General features: G+C 50.3%; 18 protein-coding genes. 3 read left to right on the forward strand and 15 right to left on the reverse strand.

Features of this window, described 5'->3' with window-relative positions; genetic code table 11:
• Nucleotides 1–11: 11 nt before the first annotated feature.
• Together L2Y54_RS03370 and L2Y54_RS03375 are read right to left on the reverse strand one after the other, a co-directional pair.
• Nucleotides 12–1,088, reverse strand: coding sequence for a polysaccharide deacetylase family protein (locus L2Y54_RS03370; RefSeq protein ID WP_236499824.1), 1,077 nt, complete (start codon nucleotides 1,086–1,088; stop codon nucleotides 12–14).
• Between the two features lie 173 nt (nucleotides 1,089–1,261).
• Complete coding sequence (locus L2Y54_RS03375; protein ID WP_236499825.1) at nucleotides 1,262–3,313, reverse strand: fibronectin type III domain-containing protein; 2,052 nt, start codon at nucleotides 3,311–3,313, stop codon at nucleotides 1,262–1,264.
• A gap of 255 nt (nucleotides 3,314–3,568) precedes the next feature.
• On the opposite strand from L2Y54_RS03375, the gene L2Y54_RS03380 reads away from it, so the two are divergent.
• Complete coding sequence (locus L2Y54_RS03380; RefSeq protein ID WP_236499826.1) at nucleotides 3,569–4,855, forward strand: TolB-like translocation protein; 1,287 nt, start codon at nucleotides 3,569–3,571, stop codon at nucleotides 4,853–4,855.
• Nucleotides 4,856–4,858: 3 nt separating this feature from the next.
• Entirely contained in the window at nucleotides 4,859–6,103 is a 1,245-nt protein-coding gene (locus L2Y54_RS03385; RefSeq protein ID WP_236499827.1) for an O-antigen ligase family protein, read from the forward strand.
• Nucleotides 6,104–6,119: 16 nt separating this feature from the next.
• Here L2Y54_RS03385 and L2Y54_RS03390 read toward each other — a convergent pair whose 3' ends face one another.
• The 6 genes from L2Y54_RS03390 to L2Y54_RS03415 form a co-directional block, all read right to left on the reverse strand.
• Nucleotides 6,120–8,021, reverse strand: a complete 1,902-nt coding sequence (locus L2Y54_RS03390; RefSeq protein WP_236499829.1) for a Dam family site-specific DNA-(adenine-N6)-methyltransferase — start codon at nucleotides 8,019–8,021, stop codon at nucleotides 6,120–6,122.
• A gap of 81 nt (nucleotides 8,022–8,102) precedes the next feature.
• The gene (locus L2Y54_RS03395) at nucleotides 8,103–8,735 is read right to left on the reverse strand and encodes a histidine phosphatase family protein (protein WP_236499830.1); all 633 of its coding nucleotides are present in this window, start codon (nucleotides 8,733–8,735) and stop codon (nucleotides 8,103–8,105) included.
• 7 nt (nucleotides 8,736–8,742) lie between these two features.
• A complete protein-coding gene (pyrR, locus tag L2Y54_RS03400; RefSeq protein WP_236499831.1) occupies nucleotides 8,743–9,249 on the reverse strand; it encodes a bifunctional pyr operon transcriptional regulator/uracil phosphoribosyltransferase PyrR in 507 nt (168 codons plus the stop codon).
• Entirely contained in the window at nucleotides 9,230–9,676 is a 447-nt protein-coding gene (gene ruvX, locus L2Y54_RS03405; protein ID WP_236499832.1) for a Holliday junction resolvase RuvX, read from the reverse strand. The genes pyrR and ruvX overlap by 20 nt, the downstream gene beginning before the upstream one ends.
• The gene (locus tag L2Y54_RS03410) at nucleotides 9,673–10,254 is read right to left on the reverse strand and encodes a YqgE/AlgH family protein (protein WP_236499833.1); all 582 of its coding nucleotides are present in this window, start codon (nucleotides 10,252–10,254) and stop codon (nucleotides 9,673–9,675) included. Before L2Y54_RS03410 ends, ruvX begins: the two co-directional genes overlap by 4 nt.
• 7 nt (nucleotides 10,255–10,261) lie before the next feature.
• Nucleotides 10,262–11,119: an energy transducer TonB gene (locus L2Y54_RS03415; protein WP_236499834.1), complete on the reverse strand. Its 858-nt coding sequence runs from the start codon at nucleotides 11,117–11,119 to the stop codon at nucleotides 10,262–10,264.
• Between the two features lie 149 nt (nucleotides 11,120–11,268).
• On the opposite strand from L2Y54_RS03415, the gene L2Y54_RS03420 reads away from it, so the two are divergent.
• Entirely contained in the window at nucleotides 11,269–11,865 is a 597-nt protein-coding gene (locus tag L2Y54_RS03420; protein ID WP_236499835.1) for an SCO family protein, read from the forward strand.
• On the opposite strand, the gene L2Y54_RS03425 is transcribed toward L2Y54_RS03420, so the two are convergent.
• The 7 genes from L2Y54_RS03425 to L2Y54_RS03455 form a co-directional block, all read right to left on the reverse strand.
• The gene (locus tag L2Y54_RS03425) at nucleotides 11,846–12,628 is read right to left on the reverse strand and encodes a methyltransferase domain-containing protein (protein WP_236499836.1); all 783 of its coding nucleotides are present in this window, start codon (nucleotides 12,626–12,628) and stop codon (nucleotides 11,846–11,848) included. The genes L2Y54_RS03420 and L2Y54_RS03425 overlap by 20 nt on opposite strands.
• A 234-nt stretch (nucleotides 12,629–12,862) precedes the next feature.
• Nucleotides 12,863–14,668 carry an ATP-binding cassette domain-containing protein gene (locus tag L2Y54_RS03430; protein ID WP_236499837.1) on the reverse strand — a complete coding sequence of 602 codons (1,806 nt, stop codon included), beginning with the start codon at nucleotides 14,666–14,668 and terminating at the stop codon, nucleotides 12,863–12,865.
• Between the two features lie 127 nt (nucleotides 14,669–14,795).
• A complete protein-coding gene (locus L2Y54_RS03435; RefSeq protein ID WP_236499839.1) occupies nucleotides 14,796–16,034 on the reverse strand; it encodes a cation:proton antiporter in 1,239 nt (412 codons plus the stop codon).
• A gap of 91 nt (nucleotides 16,035–16,125) precedes the next feature.
• The gene (locus L2Y54_RS03440; RefSeq protein WP_236499840.1) at nucleotides 16,126–16,812 is read right to left on the reverse strand and encodes a response regulator; all 687 of its coding nucleotides are present in this window, start codon (nucleotides 16,810–16,812) and stop codon (nucleotides 16,126–16,128) included.
• Entirely contained in the window at nucleotides 16,802–18,073 is a 1,272-nt protein-coding gene (locus L2Y54_RS03445) for a DUF4118 domain-containing protein (RefSeq protein WP_236499841.1), read from the reverse strand. The genes L2Y54_RS03440 and L2Y54_RS03445 overlap by 11 nt, the downstream gene beginning before the upstream one ends.
• Nucleotides 18,074–18,188: 115 nt before the next feature.
• On the reverse strand, nucleotides 18,189–20,222 hold the full coding sequence (locus L2Y54_RS03450; RefSeq protein WP_236499842.1) for a solute symporter family protein: 2,034 nt from the start codon (nucleotides 20,220–20,222) through the stop codon (nucleotides 18,189–18,191).
• A gap of 10 nt (nucleotides 20,223–20,232) precedes the next feature.
• A complete protein-coding gene (locus L2Y54_RS03455; RefSeq protein ID WP_236499843.1) occupies nucleotides 20,233–20,547 on the reverse strand; it encodes a DUF485 domain-containing protein in 315 nt (104 codons plus the stop codon).
• Between the last annotated feature and the right edge of the window lie 158 nt (nucleotides 20,548–20,705).

Below are 20,705 nucleotides of genomic sequence, written 5' to 3' on the forward strand. Positions count from 1 at the left end.
AGCGTGTCCGGTTAAAAACGAAAGGGGGCGGATGCTCCCACTTTGCTAGTGTTGCGGTACAGAATGGCGACATAGGTTTGCCCCCGCTGTGCAGCACTAAGCGTAATCCCCAACTTGCCGGAAGCACTGCCATCAGCATTTGCCCCTGCCATGTCAGCTTGCCACTCACTTTGGTTGGCAGGCACGATGCCGATAAAATCGGCAGAAATACCTTCCCATTGCACTCGCACCCGCTCACCTTCCACGGTTGCCGAGACAGAGCCACTGTTCGCAGTAACGGGAGCTTCGCTGCTGCTAGCTGCGCCACCGCGATTACCCACTTGATAGGCTTCCTGGAAAGTGTAAAACCGCAACCCCAAGGCTTTTGCCCGATCAATCACCGCATTCAGTTTGCTAACGGGTATACCGTAATTGTGTGTTTCACCAGCAGGCAAAATGCGATGCGCATACAGGGTTAGAATTTCACCGCGATCTTTGGCGCGTTGCAGCGCAGCGGTGATTTCCGGTAATTCCTTTTGATAGCCACTGTCGATACCATCGCCTGATAAAAAGCCGTAACGCTTGCTGCTATTGTGGTACAGCTCATCCAAGGTCGATAAGGTTTGCCCCGCATTGGGGGTGGTGGAGCGCAAATAAGGCAAATGGGGGCGAATAGCCTCATCATATACTGGGGTACGGCGACCATTTGGGTAGGAAAAACTGACCGGGTAAAAACCAAACGCTTGCATATTGGCAATGGCAGGAAATACCTGTTCCGCAAGGTAAAGATTCACGTTACTGGCTTCAGACAAATACGGCGCATGGTGAATAGGTTTATGGTCATAACTGTGGCAGCCGATTTCATGCCCTTTATTTTGCAAGGTACGCAGCTTTTCAATTTGACTGCTGGATAAGGTATGCCAATGACTGACAAAAAACGTTGCCTTTACATCATTCCGTTCAGCGAAAAAATCATGCCACTGGTCAATAGACGTATCGTCAAATGTTAAAACAACCCCGGCAGATGCTGAATAAACGGCAACTGGCGTTAATAATAACCCGACCGAGAAAATACAATAATAAATAAAATGTTTGATAAAACGCTGCATAGCTTAACTCCCTTTGCACTATTTATTTTAAAAATGATTATCCCTAATTAATTGTCAAAGCTTAGCAAGAATAAACAATCCTGCAAGCTGAAATGCTGCACAAGATCTTTAACGGAATGCCATAAAAAAGGGGCGAATTGTTACGCCCCTTTGTGATAGCCGTTATGCCTGTTTTAACGCGCTAATACACTCGAAATTGCCGAGTAAGCCGATGCACCGGTCGCGTGGGTAGCACGTATCCGGTAACGGTAACGTATTCCAGCCACCAACCCGCTATCGTTAAAGCTCAGCACGTTCGCCCCCACCGTGCCAATAGCGGCGAAATTGGTGCAGCTACCGCCTTGACAGCGTTCGATGCCAAAGCCCGTTTCATACAGGTTGCTATCTGCCCAAGTGAGGATGGCAGCACCACCTATTTGAGCCGTGACAGTTAATGCCGTGGGTCTGACCAGTGTTTGCACATTAAGAATGGCGCTGTAAGCAGAATTCGTTGTGCCTTTGTAAGCGCGTACCCGATAACGGTAGGTCTGATTGGTGGTGAGACTGGTATTGCTAAAGCTGGTGACATTAGCCCCTTGTGTCTTGATAACGGCAAAGTTGCTGCAAGTTTCACCCAAACAACGTTCCACCTGAAAGCCTGTTTCATCACTGCTATTGTCCGCCCACACTAGCTCCGCTCTATTGCCATTCACAACCGTTGCCGTCAAATTGCTGGGTGCAGTTAGCGTTGTGGGTGGCGCAGCAGGCGTGGTAACGCTTGCCACCGGGTAGGAGGTAGCAACCGTCGTGCCGCTGTAAGCCAGAACACGGTAACGGTAACTGGTGCTGGGTTGCACGCTGCTGTCCGTGTAGGTGGTGACGTTAGCATTAACGGTGGCGAGTTCCGCGAAATTGTTACAACTGCTGCCGTTGCAACGCCCTACCACGAAGCGGGTTTCGTTGTTGCTATTGTCCGTCCAGCTCAGATTAACCTGTGTACTGCTGGCGGCAGTAGCAACGAGGTTGGTGGGCGCGGCGACAACTACCGGTGGCGGCGGTGGCGGATTGCCTGCCAGAATGATAAACGGGTTGGACGTCGCTACGGTGGTACTGCCGGATTTCGCCACTGCCACGTATTCTGTGCCTGCCACCACATTGGGGACATTCATTGCGACTTTGCCATTGGCAGCGCCGCCCGTATTGGCACTGACGAGTGCGATTGCCGGTTGGCTGGCAAGGGCAATGGACATCACATCATGCGGCAAATTCGTCCATTGCAGACCGACACGGTAGGTATTGTTGCCTTTGTCATCGGCGTAAGAGAACACAATGCTATCAGGATTTGTACCGCCGCCGCCGCCACCGCCACACGTACCGGTGGTTTCGGGTGCTTCCGCAAATGCATCGCTGAAACGGTAGAATTTCAGCCCTTTGCTGTGCGCGTACAGGATAATCTCTTTGAGTTTGCTGGCAGCAATCCCGTAATTGCTGGTTTCACCTGCTGGGAGGATACGGTGGGCGTATAAGGTGATAACTTCATCGTTAGTGCTGGCACGATCCAACGCCGCTTTAACCTCAGGCACATCATTTTGGTAAATCATATCCAAACCATCACCGACCAAATACGGGTAGGTTCCCCCGGTGCGTTTGTGGTAAATCGCATTGGTGTCTTTGAGTGGTATAGCGAAATCGGTGGGTATGGTTCCACGCAGGTAACGTACCCCCGTGTTCGTTTTAATGGCATTGTCATAGAAAGCCGAACGATCCCCGAACGGGTAAGAAAAGCTTTTGGGAATAAAACCGTAATCACCTGCTAAACCGGGGTCGCCTTGCGCCATTGCCGTAATACCGGGTTGCACTTCATCGGTCACGTATTGTGCTGCTTTGTCACAAGCCAAATTGTATGGGGCATCCCCTGCACCAATATGGTTAATGCCGTGTGCGGCAATTTCATGACCCGCATCTTCCAATTGCTTGAGTTTTACATAATGGCTGTCATTGCCCACTCTATTTTGATTAACACCTTTTACATCGGTCAGCCAATGCGATACAAAAAAAGTCGAATGTGGGTCTATTTCTGGGTTAGTCGCTTTTAAGTCGGTAAAAAACCCATGCCATTGATCAACAAACCAGTCATCAAAACTTAAAACGATACCCCCGCGCTGCATGGGTTCTGCCATTACCGGTGCGGGTACTAAACCCAATAGCAACACCAAACCCAACAACCTGTTTAAAAAATACTGCATAATTTCTCCGATTCCATTACCACTAAAGCCCTCTGGCTGTTTAGTAATGTAGACGAATAAGATTCAGTAATGCCGCGCACACAGATAAATGGATTAATCATGCCGATAAGCAGAATTAAGCGATTTGCCATTAAAAACAGATCAAAACACAGCATAAAACCAGTTATCGCAAAAAAATCTCACCTCGTCACAAAAATGCTAATCTCAGCGAGCAATCCACCAAAATAACAACAATAACCAAACAAGCAACGTTGAATGCAAAGACACCCCCTTCATCTGCTGATCATAAGCCTGCTTAGCCTGCTGTTAATCAATGGCGTGTCTGCACGTGAACGCAGTGCCAGCCCCTTACCAATACCCCCACTGGCTGGTTTCAAACTTGACCCTGACACGGGTTTGAAAGTGTGGCGCTTAGGCGGCAGTGCAGCGGAAATGCAGCAGCAATGCCCGCACCCGGAAGGTGAAGAAGTCATTACGCTGTTACATGCCCAGCATTTTTACAGCCGCACCTCACCTGCTAACCGTGACGAAACCCACGCCCTCAGTTCCGGTGGACAAAGCAAACCCCATGCGGCGTTATGGCGGCTCAACGACAAGCAATTGGTGGCATGGGTTCCTGCGGCTGACCCCGCTGCGCACCTGCAACAGCGCCAATTATTGTGGGATAAACAAGCAGCGAATGTGTATTGGTTTACCTCCGGCAATCGCCTGATGCGTGCCAGCATTGATTTTACCACTTACGAAACCCGCACCGAGGTTTGGGATACCTTTGCTGATTTCGCCTACGTCACCTTCGGCTTCGGCGAAGGCAATTTCTCCGATGATGGCAAGCGTGTAGTGTTAACCGGAGAGGCAAAGGACGGCTCAGGCATTTACCTGCAACCCTACGACGTTTCCGGCAAACAAGCCCTGCCTTGGCGCAAAGTCGCGGATGACGACAGCGCCTTCGATTGGGCAAGTGTTGACCCCACTGGCGAATATGTCGTGTATGCGCAGCACACCCCGCAGGAAATCACCGCTGTCATACCGTTTAGCGATGCGGCTAATGCCAAACCGCGCAGTTTGCTGGACGATGTAAAACACAGCGACCTCATCCTCGATAAGGCGCAGCAGGCATGGTGGGTATACGGCAACTGGCGCGGTTTGTTTGCCGTGCGGCTTGCAGATGGGCATTCCAAACGTATCTGGCCGATACAAGATGCGGGGAATGCGGAAGACGCCCCGCCCAGCTATAACGCTTCCGGGCATGTCGCACGTATTGCAGGCAAACCCGGTTGGGTATTGCTTTCCCGTCAGCAAAATGGCGATTTGTATTTGGTCGATAGCAGCGGCAAACAAGCGGCGCGTTACGTGGGTAATTCCCGTCACGGCCCCGGCGAAGTGAGCAACTACAAACGTGAAGCCCGCGCTGCCAGCTCCTTTTCGGGGCGCTACTTGTTTTTTGTGTCGGATTATTACGCTCATGCCAAGCCTGGCTATGATCCTGAACCAGAGCCGGGTACAGCTTACCTCAATTTGATTGAACTCGACCAAGAGCCATAAATCATGCGTACTGTCATTTTGGGTTTGTTTGCCCTGCATTTCGTTTTTCTCGCTTATCTGAACAATGTGTACATTGCCGGGTTGCCCGTGCGTTCGTTTCTGATTTTGCTGGCAGGCGGTTTGGTAATCATGCGTGATTATGGCGTCATGTTCCGCTTGGGGTTGGTGAGTAAGGTGTATGCCTTGTTGGCCATGCTCGGTTTGCTGGTGTCATTGGCCAATAACGTGTCCCCCGGCAGTATTGTCAATGGCGAGTTGAAATTGCTGCAATCCTACTTGATGGTGTTGGTGGCTTTTTTTGTGGTGGAACAATACGGGTTTCGGATGCTGGCTTACTTAGTCATCGGGATTGCGCTGCCATCGGCATTGGTGGGCATTATGCAGGGACTGGAGGTGCAGTTTGCGTGGAAATTGCATGGCATGTTGATGGGGATTCAGAACAAGGAATTGAGTGATGAAATTCAGTCACAGATTACCGAAGCCTTGCTGCGTCCGCCGGGTTTGAGTTTATATGCGATACCGCAAACTTACATGCTCTTGGGTGCGTTGATTTTGAATTTGTATCTGGTGCTGCAAAACCGTGATAACCCACGCATACAAGCTATCGCGGTGGTGGTCAGCGTGATACTGATTGGTGGTATTTTTGCGTCAGAAACCCGTTCGGCGATGGGCGCTGCGTTATTAATGCCAGCACTGATTTATGTGTTTTTATTTCCAGCGCGAGTGTTGCCGATTGCCGGTTTGCTGGTCTTGTTGGGTGGAGTCGCCGCCGTGTTGTTGGCAGATAAAGTAGGCTTGGATTCGCGGCTGGTAAGCCTAGATGATGCCTCCGCCGTGGGGCGCGGGACACTCTACAAATATGGCACGGAATTATTCCTGCAACAGCCGTTTGGTTACGGGTTCAATTTTGATACGGTGGAATATGCCGTGAACTATTTTATCAATGACAATAACCTGTTCCGCTACGAACCCAATGAAAAAGCGCATTACATTGTGCCAGTACACAATTCCATCCTGAATTTGGTGCATACTTTTGGGTTTGCCGGGATATTGCTACTGGGTTATTACGTCTACCGGCTGATTGGCTGGAGCTGGTATCGGGCAGTCTTTATTATGGGTGCATTTGTAAACTCGCTGTTTCACAATGCGGGTATCCTCAGCAATGACTTGTTTATGGATATAGTCATTGCAGTGATGGTGTATGAGCTGTATCGCCAACGCACGCTTGTTTCAGGCAATCGCCCGTGAAATTGCCATCATGGCTTCATTCGCCCCCCACGAACAGGTATTCCGTTACCTGATTCTTATTATCTCCGACTTTGTGCTGTTGATTACCCATTGAATAGCGGTAGTTGACCGGAATGGCTTGCACATGCGTTTTGTATTTACCCATTAAGGCTAACATTTCTTCTTGCGTGGGCTGGCTATTGGACGAGTAGGAAACCAGCAAAATGCTGTCTTTAAAACGCTTAAACAAGGTATCAAATGCTGCTGTCGCGCCTTGGCGTGAAGAAAACGGAGTCGGGTAAGACTTAAATTTTTTGGTTTGGGTGTGTTGTTGAATTTCCACACCCTGCCAATCGCGGGCAATGCCTTCGACGAAATGGTAACGCCGCACGTATTCATTGTCTGAATAAGGCGAATAGTAAGGTGGGTCAAGATACACCAAATCGCAACCTTTCGGTGAAACTTCCAAAGCGTCTTTGTGCAAGGACAGGTTGTGTTTGCCATTACTGAAGACCGCCGCATTCAAGGTGGCGACTGCTTCTAAAAACTGTGTGGCGAACGTGAGTTTTAAATCCTTGCGCCCATCGTCGTAACGTTCCCCCGTATACGTGAAAATACCGCGCGGGCGTTTTTTAACACAAGCACGGATTAACGCAGCGCGAGCAATGGCTTGTTGATACGGATCAGGCATGAGCTTGATATTCGCCCGCAAACGGTCAATTAAACGGTTGTCGTCATCGCTGAAATACAAACCCTGAAAGGTCATCTCCACAAAACCATCGCCGGGCGTTGGTGTATCCAATAAAGCTTGCGCGGCAGCACTACTCAAGGTGACATCGCTATTTTCGATCAGGGCTTTGCTAATGGTGTGAGACATTGCCATGTAGTCATTGCTAACTACTTGTTTACCTTGCGTTTTGAATAAGTAACTCACCACGCCAGAACCGGCAAACAAATCGTGTACAGTGTCAAATTCAAACTGCGAAGCCACACTCCAAATCGCATCCAATAGCTTATTTTTCGACCCCATGTAACGAGTGGAAGGGTAGTTGCTCATTTGTACCGGCAAGGCGGTAACGAGTTTGAGTTGAAACTGTTTTTTCGGGGGAACACTGACGATTACATCCTGCCCTTCGCGTTTTTTACCTTGGCAGGAAATATAACGCTTGGTTTGCAAGACATCCAAGGTAAAAGCCCCGTACAACTCATGCACCAACGGATGATTCGCATTGGTTAAAATCACATGGCAACCCAACTCATGCAGGCGCATAACCTCACTGGCTAATTCGATATGATCTTCTTCGTGAAATTGTTCTTTGGTATAGCGTTTAAAATCAGCATAAGTCGATACCGGCAAGTAAGGCGGATCGAGAAATACAAAATCGCCGGGCTGGGTGTATTCGCGCAAAACGGTTTTGTAATCCGCACACACAATCTGGGTGTGTTGCAGCAAAGTCGCCGCATTACGCAGGTTATCGGCATCCAAAATAGTCGGGTTGGTGTAGCGACCAAACGGCACATTAAATTGCCCTTGCTTATTCACCCGATACAAGCCGTTAAAACAGGTACGGTTTAAGTAAATGGTGCGAGCCGCAGCTAAACTCGGTTCGAGGCTGTACCAATCCCAAGCGCGGACGGCATAAAATTGCTCTTTATCGTAGCGGAATTGCGCCAGATGGTTAATCACCGCTTCCACATCATCAGCAACCGCCTGATACAAATTGATGAGTTCGGGGTTGCTATCCGCGATTAACCCGTTTTGGGGTTGAGACGCAAAAAATAATGCACCACCGCCGATGAAGGGTTCGATGTAACGACCATAACGTTTCGGCATTTTGTTGAGTAATTCATCGAGCAACTGAGATTTACCACCGACCCATTTGAGCAAGGGACGGGGTGTATCCAATCCAGATGATAAATACTTCAATGCGTATGCCATGATTTTTTTCCTAACAGTGGCTGATCGTCTCTAAGTATAGTCAAAAACGAACAAAACACGAACTTTAAAGTTTGCCATGAATCAAGCGTGAGGCAAACCATGCCCGACCAAAGAAGCTTCACCATCAGGGTAGGTACGCACCCGCGTAAGCTGCGCGTAGCCCACCTCAAAACGCAAGCTACGCTGATAAAGGATGTCGAGCACTTTCGCCAGTACCACCCGAATCACCCCCGCATGAGTCAGCAGTAACACATTTTGCCCCGCGTAGCAGGTCTGTAAATCCTGCCAGCCTGCTTGCACACGGTCGATGAAATCTTCCATCGCTTCACCGTTGGGGGCAATAAAGCGGCGTGGCTGATACCACAAATGTTGCATGAGTTCGGGGTCTTGCTCCCAGATGGCGGTGTGGGTTTTGCCGATCCAATCGCCGAAATCCATTTCCCCAAAGCGGGCATCGACCACAAAGGGGCAGTCGAGGCGCTGTGCCAACAAGCGTGCAAAATCGTGGCAGCGGCGGCTGGGGGAGCTGATTACGATGTCCCACTTCCCCGGATTGGTGGCGAGAGTAAGCTGTTTCCAGCCGTGATTGCCGAGCGGTTCTTGGCTGGGAGCGCAAAACAAATCAGGGGTCACGACTTGCCCGTGGCGTAACAAATCTACCGTGGTAGGCGTGCTAATGATTTCAGGGGGTGTAGATTCTGGAATTTCTGTCATGATTCGTTCAGATTTTCACCAATTGCAGGTTCAGTGGGTAGGGGCCACTGACTTGATAACGGAAACCACTGCCCGGCTCTTCACGCAACGCAATAATTTGCGGTTCAATCGGCAATTCACGCCCTTCACGCGCAATCAACGCAATCACGGTAATGCTGGCAGGGCGACCAAAATCGAACAACTCGTTCATTGCGCCCCGTAAAGTACGCCCGGTGTAGACCACATCATCCACCAGCAGTACATGACGACCTTCAATCTCAAACGGCAAGTGCGACGGTTTTTGCTGACGGTGTAAACCGACTTGGTTGAAATCATCACGGTAAAACGTGGCACTGAGTTCACCGAGTGCTTCGCTAATAGCCAAGCGTTGGTGCAAGGCTTGGGCGACCCATACACCTGCGGTATGCAAACCGACCATCACCGGGTTGCTAATGTGTTTGGCTTGCATCCAGTCGCGGGTTTGCTGTTCGAGTTGCTCGATTAAGGCATTGATATTATAGTTTTTGTTGTCCATGAGTATATTCCTGCATCCAGCTTTCGAGAATGATCGTCGCTGCTATTTGGTCAATTTCTTCTTTGCGCACTTTGCGCTTGCGCCCGGCTTGGCGGGCTTGTTTCAAGCGCTGTTCCGCTTCCAGCGACGAGAGTTGTTCGCTTACCACGTCGACTGGCAGGTGATAACGCCCTTCCAATTGGCGGATAAAGCGTAAAATCGGTTCCTGCATGGCGCTGTCCGATCCATCCAGTTTGCGCGGCATTCCCACTACCAAACGCTTTGGCTGCCATTCTTGCAGGCAACGGCTAATCGCATTCCAGTCGGGTACGCCGTCGTGCGCTTGAATGGTCGACTGCGGGGTAGCAATCCCGGTGACGGTATTGGTAATCGCCACGCCAATTCTTGCCTTGCCGTAATCAAAGCCTAGCACAGTCATGTGACTCATGCGTGACCCGCCATAACCCCTAATAAGTTCAAATCCACACCAAGAGTACGTGCCGCACCGCGCCAGCGCTCCTGATACGGCATCTCGAATAAAATCGGCGCAGTGGAAGCGCAGGTTAACCACGCATTTTCTTTGATTTCGTGTTCGAGTTGCCCCGGACTCCAGCCAGCACAACCCAACAACAGCAAAAAGTGTGCAGGACCACGATCGTGCGCAATGTCTTGCAAAATATCGCGTGACGAAGTGAGCGCTAAATTGTCGCTAATCCGCAAGGTGCTATCCCAGTTACGGTCGCCGTCATGCAATACAAAACCTTGTTCGGCTTGCACCGGACCACCACTGAGCGCGTATTGCCCGGCAATGTGCGGGTCGTCAATGATAATGTCGAGTTGCTCAAATAACTCGCCCACGGTCATATCCAGTGGGCGGTTAATGGTCACGCCGAACCCACCAAATTCATCGTGTTGACAGATCAGGCTGACCGTGTGCTCGAAGTTGGGGTCGCCCATGCTCGGCATAGCAATCAGCAGATGATTACGCAAGTTGAAGGTATCTTGGGTCACGGTTGTTTCGGTCACGCTCTGGCTATTGAGTGTTTAGGGTTCCGCTGTGGAAAATCCACGTGCGAGTGATGTTTAATTGATCCCACTTGCGGCGAATCTCATCCGGCAATGCGGGGTAAGGGCCTGCGAGTTTAATAATGCGCAGCGCAGCTTTGTCCAACACATCATACCCTGATGATAGACTAATTTGCGCATCAACAACACGCCCGCCATGATCCAGCGTAGCATTGAGGATAAGTTTGCCACTGAGGTTGCGCATAATGGCTTCTTCGGGGAAATTGATATTGCCAATGCGCTCAATTTTTTTCACCCAGGCATCAATGTACTCCGCTTCCACCGCGCTTTTGGCACTGACCGCATCAATGAAATGGATGCGCGGGCGACGGGCATAACGGGCTTCATCTTCATCCATTTCGGCAAGCAATTGCGCAATTTCCTCGGTAGCATCGGTACGCTCATCCGCTACCGGCACGTCTTCCTCTTCCACCGGCTGTTCCGGGTTTTTCTCGACGCGCTTGAAGGTTTCACCCTTAGTGGTGAGGATTTGCGGTGTCACTTTGAACGGCGTGTCGGGGGAACCGGCTTCGGATTGCACCGGCGATTCACCACTGGTTTCGATGGGCAATAGCGAAGACAACGGGCTTTGCGGGCGGTTTTTTTCATCACTGCTGCCACTGGCTTGCTGGTTAGCTTGTGCAATGAAATCCACCACATCGGGGGCTTCTGCCGAATGGGTTTGCACGAGGGTAATATCCAGCACGGGCGCGAGGCGGGTATTCTGGTTAATTTCCGGGAGAAAGCCCACGCCGAAAATCAGTGCCAAGTGCAACAGCGCGGCAACTGGAAAGGTTTTGGCTAACGGTTCGTCAGCTAGGTTCATTGGCAATACATGCATTGTTATAATACGCAGATAACGTGTCCCACGGACAGGATATTGTTGTTAATATGATCCTGCTTGCTTTTTTTCAAGGTATGCCCCTTTGATAGGGTCTATCTTAGCATTATTGATAACCGCTTGAGTAGAGTTTGATGTTGAAACAAATCATTGGGGTCGTGTTAGCCATGGTGTTGGGCGCGGGTGGCGCTTGGTTCGTAGCGGGTTTGTTTAGCCCAAATGAGTCAGTGAATGAAGCAACCCTACCCTTACCCCAGGGTGGGGATTTTACCCTGCAAGGGGTTAATGGCGCAGTCAGTCTGAGTGAATTTCGGGGCAAAATCGTGGTGCTGTATTTTGGTTATGCCGCCTGCCCGGATATTTGCCCCACCTCGATGGCAACCCTGAAAGCCGCGCTGGGACAGTTGAATGCCACCGAGTTACCGCAAGTGCAAGGGCTATTTGTCTCAGTAGACCCGGAACGCGACACCTTGGAATACATCCAGCGTTACGTCGGTTATTTTCACCCCAGTTTGATTGGGGTCAGCGGTGAGCAGACGCAGTTGCAGGAAATTACCCGCCGCTATAATGCCTTTTACCGCAAGGTCGACGTGCCGGGGTCAGCAATGGCGTACACCATTGACCATTCTGCGATGTTGTATGTGATCGACAAGCAAGGGCAGGTACGTGAACAAGTACAACACGCGGTTCCCCCCGCTGAATTAGTCGCCGCTATTCGGCGTTGGTTGTGAGTTTGCGGCACAGCATGTGCTGGTAACGTGCCAAGGAGCGCCAAGGTTCTTGTTGTGAATACTGGCGCTCCAGTGGCAACACTTCTTCCAACTTGACGGTTTTACGTACATCGCGGTACATATAATCGTAAAAGCAGCGTACCCCCGACCAAGTATGCAACTCCAACCCCATTGGAGCCAGCCAACTCAATACCTCATCAGGCTTAAGCGGGGAAATCGGGGCTAAACCGCGTTGCCCGTCACTGGCAATATTGCCTTGGCGCACGGTTTCCAAGTCGCCTGCAATCAGTCGCCGCATCACCGTGGAATGGTGGTTGAAAAACATCAGCGACAACCAGCCACCGGGCTTTAGGTGGGATAGCAATTCAGTTAATCCCGCCCGTGGCTGCGCCATCCACTCCAATACTGCGTGAAACGTAATCAGGTCAAAACTGCCACAGTCTTGTGCGGCAAGTTCTTGCACACTCGCTTGCACCAATTGGATGGAATGCTGCACACCAGCGGCAGCTACTGTCGTGGCGGCGCGTTGCAACATTTCGGTGGAAGGTTCCGCCAACACCACATGGTGTCCTTGCTCTGCCAACCAAATCGCCATTTGCCCCAGCCCGCCACCGGCATCCAGAATCCGTAAAGGGCGAGTATTGACCACCAAGGCTTGCAAATCGTCTTGCAGAATAGCCAAGCGAATCGCCCCACGCGGATCATCGTAGATGCTGCGCTGGAAACGTTGGGCTAAACCATCAAAGATACGGTCGTGTTGCATAGCGAAAACCTATGGTAGTTACTAGGAAAAAATACGCAATTTTTGACGAAGATCATAAGAAAAAACTTGACATGTAAACCGGCATTAACCTTTTCTTTGCTATGCTGATCCCAAGTTGTAAGGACTCTTTCTAATCAACTTGATGTGCCAGAGACCCCTCAACTGACCATATCATCTGGCACATGCTTCAACCGGCTGACATTCGTGGCAGCCGGTTTTTTTATGCCTGTGATACTAAGCTTGTTGCTCAAGGGCTTCCCAACGGGTGAATGCGGTTTCCAGTTCGGTTTCCAGTTTTTGCAATTCATCCTGCCGAGCGGCAAGGTGAGCCGCGCCTTGCTGGTAAAAATCAGGTTCGTTCATTAGCTCATGCAGGGCAGCAATCGCCAATTCCAGTTGTTCGATTTTGGCTGGTAATTGTTCGAGTTCGCGCTGATCTTTGAAACTGAGTTTTTTGGTTTTAGGGGCAGGTTTGACCACCTCTTGGGGTTTTTCTGCCACTTTTTCAGGTTTAGCCGCAGTAGCAGCGGGTTTTCCGGCTTCAGGCTGCGGGCGTTGCAACAGCCAGTCATCGTAACCGCCCGCGTATTCGCCGATAGTGCCGTTATCAAACACGATGGTGCGCGTCACCACCGAGTTGAGGAAACTTCTGTCATGCGAAATCAGCAATAACGTGCCTTGGTAGTCGATCAGCAATTCTTCCAGCAATTCGAGGGTTTCGGCATCGAGGTCATTGGTCGGTTCGTCGAGTACCAGTAAATTGGAAGGTTGCGAGAACAATCGCGCCAGCAATAAGCGGTTACGTTCACCGCCGGAGAGCACTTTTACCGGCTTTTGGATTTGCAGCGGGGTAAACAGGAAATCCTGCAAATAGCTGATGATGTGGCGCTTTTGCCCATTGATTTCCACAAAATCGGAACCGCTGGCAATATTGTCACGCAGGTTCTTTTCGCCATCAAATTGTGAACGGTGTTGGTCGAAATAGGCGACTTGCAAGCGTGTGCCGAGCTTCACCGTCCCCGCTGTGGGCTGTAATTGCCCTAATAACAGTTTGATCAGCGTGGTTTTGCCGACCCCGTTGGGGCCGATAATGCCGATTTTGTCGCCGCGCAAGACGGTGGTGTTGAAGTCTTGCATCAACAGCTTGCCATCCCAGCCGTAATCCAAGTGTTCGGCTTCCACCACGATTTTACCGGAATTGTCGCCTTGCCCGATTTGCGCGGTGACTTTGCCTTGCAGGTTGCGGCGTTGTTTGAATTCTTCGCGCATGGCTTCGAGGCGGCGCACACGACCTTCGTTACGGGTGCGGCGGGCTTTGACACCTTGGCGTATCCACACTTCTTCGTCGGCTAAACGCTTGTCGAATAGCGCGGCTTTTTGGGCTTCGGCATCGAGCGCGGCTTGTTTGTTTTCTTGGTATTTTTGGAAATTGCCCGGCCAACTGGTGAGCTTGCCCCGGTCAAGTTCAATAATGCGCGTGGCGAGCTTTTGCACGAAAGAACGGTCATGGCTGACAAACAATAGCGTGCTTTTGAAGCCCATCAGGAAGTTTTCCAACCATTCAATCGCGGGGATGTCGAGGTGGTTGGTCGGCTCGTCCAGCAAAAGCAAGTCGGGTTCGGCAACAAGGGCGCGTGCTAACAAAGCGCGGCGTTTCCAGCCACCGGAAAGGCTTTCAAACAAGGTGTCGGGGTCAAGTTGGATGCGGGAAAGCACGGTGTCAACTTTCCATTGGATTTGCCATTCGTCTTCAGGCTGCACTTCGCCTAAGCCTTCTGCCACGATGTCGAAAATGCGGGCAGACAGGTCGTGGGGTACGTCTTGTTGCAGGCGGGCAATTTTGAGTTCGGGCGGGTGAATCATTTCGCCATCATCCGGCAAAATATCGCGGCACAACAATTTCATCAGGGTGGATTTGCCTGTGCCGTTGCGCCCGACCAAACACAGGCGTTCGCCCGGTTCGATGGTGAGGTCGATGCCGTCAAATAGGCGATTGTCGCCGTTTTCGAGGTGGATATTGCGTAAGTGAAGTAAAGCCATGAGTGCCAGCGCGGTGTTGAACAGGCGGGCAGTATAGCGCAGATGGCGCGAACTTTCTCGCGATGACCACTTGTTTAAGTGGATACCGCACTGACCATTACAGCCAGTGCAGTATGACGCATGGAGTTTAGCTGCTTTCTAGCAAGTCCAACTTTTGTGCGACCCATTTCGTTGTCGTCGCTTGAATCAAGATGGTCATTAGAATGGCAATAAATGTGACGGAGGCGACGACATCGGCTCCGGGTGCTTTCATCCCAACCAGCATCCCCGCTAATGCCCCCGGAATAACGCCGGTTTCGCGTGTCCAGCACATGAATAACAACTCATTGCGCGTCCAATTGGCTTTCGGGTCAAGAGCGGCACACGCAAATACAGTCAGTGGACGACCAATAAACATAAAGATAAGCACCACAATAACGCCGCCGATCAGGTATTCATTCATTAAGGCGAAATTGACTTGTGAACCCAGCAAAATAAAGATGAACATACGCATGATCAATGCAGTGGTGGTAATGTAATCTTCCATGCGCTCTGCTTCACGTTCACGCATTTCAAAGCCGAACATATCCTTATTGCCTAAAATAATTCCAAACGTAAATACCGCCATAAAGCCTGATGCGTGAGCACCATCTGCCCCCATATACGCACCAATAACAGCCATTAACGTTACCAGCGGTGCGTATTCCAGCAGGAAGCTGAATTTTTCGTGGGCGATTAATACCGCTGCCAAATATCCTAAAATACCGCCAACAAAGATGCCCAAACACGCCTGCCAGAGCAATTCACCCATCGAGCCAAATAGAGAAAATTCGGCGTGACCGGCAGCAATGCCTAACACCGTAAACGTTGCAATCGCGCCCATCGCATCGTTGAAGGCGGATTCACTCATTACCGCTTGTGCGACGCGCTCACGGATTTTAACTTGCTGAAATACGGGCACGAGAGTCGCGGGGTCAGTTGAAGCGATGGTAGCCCCCAACAGCAAGGCAATAATAAACGGTATTCCCAATATCCAGTAAGCCGCTACGCCCGTGACAAACATCGAAATCAAGACCCCCAAGGTTGAGAGAATCACGACTGTAAGCCACACTTCTTTCAACACTTTCAACTTGAGGGATGCTCCGCCATCGAACAGAATGTAGCACGAGCCAAAGATCAAAATAAGCTGATTAGCGACTGAGTTGGCTTTGATGTCAATCACGCCCATGACCTCCGGCCCTAACACCATGCCTGCTAATAAAAAGATAGCTACGTCAGGCGTTTTTAACTTTTTGGCGGTGATTCCCAAGAATGAGCCAATGGCGAGAATCAGGCCAAATGTCAACAATGCTTGTTTGGCGATTTCAATAGATTCTGATGATTCCATAACTTACAATTGTGCGCTGCAATAATAAAAGCAGGATTGTAGGACAATCGTATGTAAACAGGTTGTAAAAAATTTGATAATTCGCAAATTTTTACAGGGTGAAACGGTAGCCAATACCTGTCTCGGTTAACAGGTGACGCGGTTGGGCAGGGTTCACCTCTAACTTTTGTCGCAAACGACCAATGTAAATGCGCAAGTAATGACCATCTTCAGAATGTCCCGCTCCCCACACTTCCCGCAGTAATTGCCGCTGTGTTAACACCTTATCGGGTTGGGCGAGTAGAACTGTTAATAAATGGTATTCACGCGGGGTGAGGTGCACCATTTCCTCATTGCGGGTGATGTAACGTCGCGAGCGATCCACCATGATTTCACCAAACTGAATCACGGCATTATCATTCAGCGGTCGGCTATCCTTGCGTCGCCTGAGCACCCGTAAGCGTGCCAATAATTCGGCGATGCCAAACGGTTTGGCGAGGTAGTCATCGGCTCCCACATCCAAGGCCGAGACTTTATCGGTTTCTCCATTGCGGGCGGATAACACCAAAATCGGGGTGTCTGACCAAGTACGGAATGTGAGAATAAAGTCGATACCATCAGCGTCCGGTAGCCCCAAATCCAAAATAATTAAACCGGGTTTTACATCCCCCGACATCGCCAAGCCGCTGGCTACCGTTGTTGCTTCAAAGACTTTACAGCCTTCAGACTCCAGTGCGGGGCGCAGGAATTGGCGAATGCGAAGCTCGTCTTCAACGATCAAAATCGTATTATTGTCCATAATCGGGGAATTCCTCTTCAGGGTCGTTTTCTAACACTGGGGGGATGCCTAGGGGCAGGGTAAAGCGAATACACGCACCGCCGCTGGCGTGTTGTTCTAAGTGCAAGCTACCTTGATGCGCTTTAATAATCGCTTCACAAATCACTAATCCCAACCCTGTAGTGGGAGGTCGTGCATCCGCCGCGAGTAGCATTTGGGGCGGAAAGCCCGCACCGTGATCGGCAATGCAAATCTCGGCATGATCCTCAACAATGTGGGCATGGATGCTGATCAAAGTATTAGTGGGTGTATGTTTAGCTGCATTTTCCAATAAATTACCGACGACTCTTTCGATCAGCACTGCGTCAAATAGCAGTAATGGAAAGTTAGCGGGAATGTTGATTTGCACCCGTTCGGGTGGCAATAAAGAGTTCAGTAAGCGTAACGCAGAACCAACCACTTCAAGCATAGAATGCCATTCGGTGCGTAGGCTAAGTTTACCGGCAGATAAACGCGCCAGATCCAGCAAATTCGTTACCATATCCGCTAAATGCACGGATTGTTCATGAACCGCTTCCAACATTTCTTGCTGAACAGGTTGAGAAAGTTGCTTACCACCGGCTTTCAGTGTTTCCGTTAAGCCGACCAAGGCGGTTAAGGGTGTACGTAAATCGTGAGAAAGGGATGAAAGAATAGAGGCGCGTAAGCGTTCTGACTCTACTTGCAGGCGGTTTACTTGCGCTATATCGGCATAATGCAGGCGTTCACGCGCAATTTCCAACAGGGATTCCGTTACCGGATTGTGTGGATAATGTTCCGCAATCGTTTCCACTTGGGGTTTGTCGACTGCGCCCGCCAATTCCCGTGCCATGCGGTACAACGAGTTGGTTAATTCTTCACTGAGATGGAACGCCTGATTTTTTGCCAATAAGGTTGCCGTTATTTGTCCCGTCAGTAGGGCAATCAACAGCATCACAATCAAGGTGACAATGTGTTCCACACTGGTGGTTAATAACGCAAACTGTGGCGGCACGAAGAAAAAATCGAACAGGAGCACTGACGCGAGTGCTGCGACCAAAGAAGGGCCTTGCCCCAGCCATAACGCACACAGAAACACTTCCAGCAAAAACAACATAATGATGTTGGCAATGTCCAGCACATTGACCAAGGGGTAAGACACCACGCTAACCAATATCGCCAGCAGGATAGCTAATACATAAGATTCAATCCCGTAAGGATTGTCCAGATTTAAACGGGAAAACCACAGGCTGTCGTTGGACATGGCTTGTTTCTCGTGACACTCAATCAAAGCGGGCACTATTACCCGCGATAGTGTTGCAGGCAAGAAAAACCCCCGTACTGGGCGGGGGTTTTTCACTTAAGGTAACAACCTCGGCTTAGTGTGCTTGCGCACCTTCAGCGTTGATACCAGTATTTTGACGCACATACAGCTCGTCCCACATCTCCTCAGCACGGCGATCCCGCGTGAACAGTGAAACCAGAATAGTGACCAAGAAGCCCAAGATAATGGAGAGTAAACCGGGGTTTTTCAGCATAAACCACGGTTTTTCCAAGCCCATCATGCTGGTGGTTTGACCTTCAAATTTCTTCAGATCTGCTTCAGCCGCTGTAATGGATTTTTCCAGACCCGCAATTTCTTTGGACTTGGCAGTTTTAGCTGCTTCGTCAGTCAAGGTTGCCAGATCTGCTTGCGCTTTTGCTAACTTCTCTTTCGCACCCGGAACAGCCGGTTTTTCTGGAGACGCCTTCACTTCTTTCTTGCAATCAGCGCTGGCGAACAATTCGCACGAGAAGCTCCATTGCGCTGGCGCGGCTTCTTTTGCTGCTGTCGCTGGAGTACCATCCAGCACTTTCTGTGCATCAGCAATTTTTGCCAATGGGTAAGTCATGTTGGGTGACAGCATTACCAATAAGATCGCCGTCCCTGCACCCACCAACATCCCGGCAACGATACCGTAGGTATTGGTTTTCTTCCAGTACAAGGTCAGGAAGACGGCGGGTAAGTTAGAGGAAGCCGCCACCGCAAACGCCAATGCCACCAAGTGCGCCACGTTTTGACCTTTTGCGGCGATACCGACGTAGATTGCCAATGCGCCCACGATCACAGTAGCAATACGCGCCGCCGTGATTTGTTCTTTCGCAGTAGCGCGTTCACCACGGAATACCCCCACATACAAGTCATGAGACATCGCAGAGGCTGAAGCCAATACCAAACCTGCAACAACCGCCACGATAGTCGCGAACGCAACAGCGGATACGAAGGCGAGGAACAAGTTACCCAGCATGGAATCAGCGCCACCACCGACGTACTGTGCCAACAACGGTGCTGCCATGTTACCGCCTTTATCCAACGCCATGATGGAAGCAGGGGTTACATTCATCGCAGCGCCCAAGCCCAGGAACAGGGTCAGAACGTAGAAACCACCGATGATAGCCATTGCCCAGATAACGGAAGTCCGTGCATCTTGTGCAGTTGGTACAGTGAAGAAGCGCATCAGGATGTGTGGCATACCTGCCGTACCCAATACCAACGCCATACCCAACGAGATTTGGTCAATCGGGTTTTTCAAGTACAGCCCTGGTTCGAGGAAGCGTTGACCCAGTTCAGCCGGTGTCATGTTAGTTGCTGCATCACCGATCAGCTTAGCCACTTGATTTTGAATGTCTGGGTTATCGACCGCCGCTTGCAGGAAGCCGGGCATCGAGAAACCGTATTGACCCCAAGTGAACAGCACCAGCAGGATAGAAGCTGTTACCAGCAAGATTGCCTTGATGATTTGTACCCAAGTTGTCGCTTTCATACCGCCGAATACGACATAAGTCAGCATCAGGATACCGACCGCAATAACGGAAATTTCATAGTCAATACCGATCAGGGTTTTAACCAGAACGCCGCCACCTACCATTTGAGCCGTCAGGTAGAACGTGGAAACCGTTACGGTTGAAATTGCCGCGACTGTCTTGGCTGCTTTCGGGTTGTTACGGAAAGCCAAGATGTCACCCAAGGTGTACTTACCGATGTTCCGGCAGGGTTCAGCAATCACCAATAAAACGGTGATATACGCCACCAACCAGCCTACGGAGTACATGAAACCATCATAACCGTACAGAGAGATTAGACCAGCAATACCGAGGAAAGACGCCGCAGACAGGTAATCACCTGCAATCGCCCAACCGTTTTGGATACCAGTAACAGAACGACCCGCCGCATAAAAGTCAGCCGCTGAAGAGGTTTGCTTGGCTGCACGGTACGTCACGTACATGGTCATACCAATAATCAGACCGAAGACCAGGAAAGTCAGCCATTTGAATTCGTCGGCAACCGCGCCACCGTCTGCTGCAAAAGCAGCCTGGCTTGCCAACAATGCTAATAACAGGGTTATAGAACCCGTCCAAAAAGTTTTCTTCATGCGTCTCTCCTTACTTGATCAAATTTGAGTCACGAACGATTTCTGCCGCCATCGCATCGAACTGACGGTTAGCACGACGTGCATAAACAGCCGCAATCGTCCATGCCACCACGAACTCCGACAAGGCAAACAAGATGCCGACGTTCATTGGTCCCCAAACCTTGATTTTGAACAGTTCAGGATAGTAAGCCGCCCCAATTGGCAGTAAGAAATAATAGACAGTTGAAATAATCATCAGACTCCACAAGAAGGTTGTTTTCTTCTTGTGCAAAGCCTGAAAGCGCGGGTCGTTATCGATCGCGGCCCAGTTTATATTTGACGCCATAGCTTATGACTCCTCCGTTTATTGACAAAAACTCCTCGAAAACACGTCTTAACTGTGGTGTTTGATTACGCAAAACTGACCCGTAACAGGGGTGACTTATTAAAATTGTCGACAATTTGATGTTGGGTAGACGTATTTCACTATCACACCGACAAAAT

The organism is Thiothrix winogradskyi, from assembly GCF_021650935.1.
Classification (GTDB): domain Bacteria; phylum Pseudomonadota; class Gammaproteobacteria; order Thiotrichales; family Thiotrichaceae; genus Thiothrix; species Thiothrix winogradskyi.

What these genes read in the sequence shown, in the direction of transcription:
- L2Y54_RS03370 (WP_236499824.1), bottom strand. Translation starts at nt 1,088, where the DNA reads ATGCAGCGTTTTATCAAACATTTTATTTATTATTGTATTTTCTCGGTC.
- L2Y54_RS03375 (WP_236499825.1), bottom strand. Translation starts at nt 3,313, where the DNA reads ATGCAGTATTTTTTAAACAGGTTGTTGGGTTTGGTGTTGCTATTGGGT.
- L2Y54_RS03380 (WP_236499826.1), top strand. Translation starts at nt 3,569, where the DNA reads ATGCAAAGACACCCCCTTCATCTGCTGATCATAAGCCTGCTTAGCCTG.
- L2Y54_RS03385 (WP_236499827.1), top strand. Translation starts at nt 4,859, where the DNA reads ATGCGTACTGTCATTTTGGGTTTGTTTGCCCTGCATTTCGTTTTTCTC.
- L2Y54_RS03390 (WP_236499829.1), bottom strand. Translation starts at nt 8,021, where the DNA reads ATGGCATACGCATTGAAGTATTTATCATCTGGATTGGATACACCCCGT.
- L2Y54_RS03395 (WP_236499830.1), bottom strand. Translation starts at nt 8,735, where the DNA reads ATGACAGAAATTCCAGAATCTACACCCCCTGAAATCATTAGCACGCCT.
- pyrR (WP_236499831.1), bottom strand. Translation starts at nt 9,249, where the DNA reads ATGGACAACAAAAACTATAATATCAATGCCTTAATCGAGCAACTCGAA.
- ruvX (WP_236499832.1), bottom strand. Translation starts at nt 9,676, where the DNA reads ATGAGTCACATGACTGTGCTAGGCTTTGATTACGGCAAGGCAAGAATT.
- L2Y54_RS03415 (WP_236499834.1), bottom strand. Translation starts at nt 11,119, where the DNA reads ATGAACCTAGCTGACGAACCGTTAGCCAAAACCTTTCCAGTTGCCGCG.
- L2Y54_RS03420 (WP_236499835.1), top strand. Translation starts at nt 11,269, where the DNA reads ATGTTGAAACAAATCATTGGGGTCGTGTTAGCCATGGTGTTGGGCGCG.
- L2Y54_RS03425 (WP_236499836.1), bottom strand. Translation starts at nt 12,628, where the DNA reads ATGCAACACGACCGTATCTTTGATGGTTTAGCCCAACGTTTCCAGCGC.
- L2Y54_RS03430 (WP_236499837.1), bottom strand. Translation starts at nt 14,668, where the DNA reads ATGGCTTTACTTCACTTACGCAATATCCACCTCGAAAACGGCGACAAT.
- L2Y54_RS03435 (WP_236499839.1), bottom strand. Translation starts at nt 16,034, where the DNA reads ATGGAATCATCAGAATCTATTGAAATCGCCAAACAAGCATTGTTGACA.
- L2Y54_RS03440 (WP_236499840.1), bottom strand. Translation starts at nt 16,812, where the DNA reads ATGGACAATAATACGATTTTGATCGTTGAAGACGAGCTTCGCATTCGC.
- L2Y54_RS03445 (WP_236499841.1), bottom strand. Translation starts at nt 18,073, where the DNA reads ATGTCCAACGACAGCCTGTGGTTTTCCCGTTTAAATCTGGACAATCCT.
- L2Y54_RS03450 (WP_236499842.1), bottom strand. Translation starts at nt 20,222, where the DNA reads ATGAAGAAAACTTTTTGGACGGGTTCTATAACCCTGTTATTAGCATTG.
- L2Y54_RS03455 (WP_236499843.1), bottom strand. Translation starts at nt 20,547, where the DNA reads ATGGCGTCAAATATAAACTGGGCCGCGATCGATAACGACCCGCGCTTT.